The sequence below is a fragment of the Williamsia sp. 1135 genome (genome assembly GCF_002095395.1).
GTDB lineage: Bacteria > Actinomycetota > Actinomycetes > Mycobacteriales > Mycobacteriaceae > Williamsia.
The window spans coordinates 1-908 of sequence record NZ_MJEI01000010.1 but is presented as its reverse complement, the minus strand read 5'-3'; the positions used below and the strand labels follow the sequence as shown (position 1 = coordinate 908).

Here is a 908-nt window from a genome sequence, read left to right as displayed (position 1 = left end):
CGACGTCGCCACCAACAGCCTGATCCTGCACATCGTCGGCGCCTGCCTCTGGATGGGTGGCCTGTTCGCCCTGCTGGCCTACGCCCGCGGAGGCGGCCAGTTCACCGCGCTCGCGGCCCGGCGGTACTCGCGGGTCGCCTTCTGGTGCTTCATCGTCGTCGGAGCCAGTGGTGTGATCAACGCTCTGGTTCGCGTGCACATCGATCAGCTGTTCACCGAGACCTATGGACAATTGGTGCTCGCCAAACTCGCTGCATTGATCGTCCTGTGCGGATTCGGAGCGTGGCATCGTCGCACGACGATCCCCGCCTTGTCCGGAGCCGACGACCGCAAGCCGCTCGTGAGATTCGCCTTCGTCGAATTACTCGTGTTCGCCGCGACCTTCGGCATCGCTGTCGGTCTCTCACGCACCCCGCCGCCGGCCAACGTCAACCCTGCCGACATGCCGGCCGCCGAACTGGTGCTCGGTTACCGGATCGACGAGGCGCCGACCTTCGGTGCCCTGTTGACCGACTGGCGCTTCGATCTGCTGTTCGGCACCCTGGCGATCGTCATGGCGGTCGTGTACCTGCGCGGCGTGATCAGGCTCCGTCGGCGCGGCGACTCGTGGCCCATCGGACGCACGATCACCTGGATGCTCGGCTGCGCAGCGCTGTTGTTCGCCACCTCGTCGGGGCTGGGGAAATACGCACCCGCGCTGTTCAGCATGCACATGATCGCGCACATGGTGCTCTCGATGCTGGTGCCGGTGCTGCTCGTACTCGGTGGGCCGGTCACCTTGGCGCTGAGAGCGTTGGCACCGGCCGGGCGCGGCGCACCGCCGGGACCCCGGGAATGGATTCTGACGCTCCTGCACAGTCCGTTCTCGAAGTTCATGACCCACCCGCTGGTGGCGTCTGTACTGTTCG

1 protein-coding gene is annotated in these 908 nt (G+C 66.2%); it reads left to right on the top strand.

Going from position 1 to position 908, the window contains the following annotated elements; translation table 11 throughout:
• Positions 1-908: bifunctional copper resistance protein CopD/cytochrome c oxidase assembly protein (locus BFL43_RS00050; RefSeq protein WP_168176488.1), on the top strand; the 908-nt coding region annotated here is incomplete at both ends.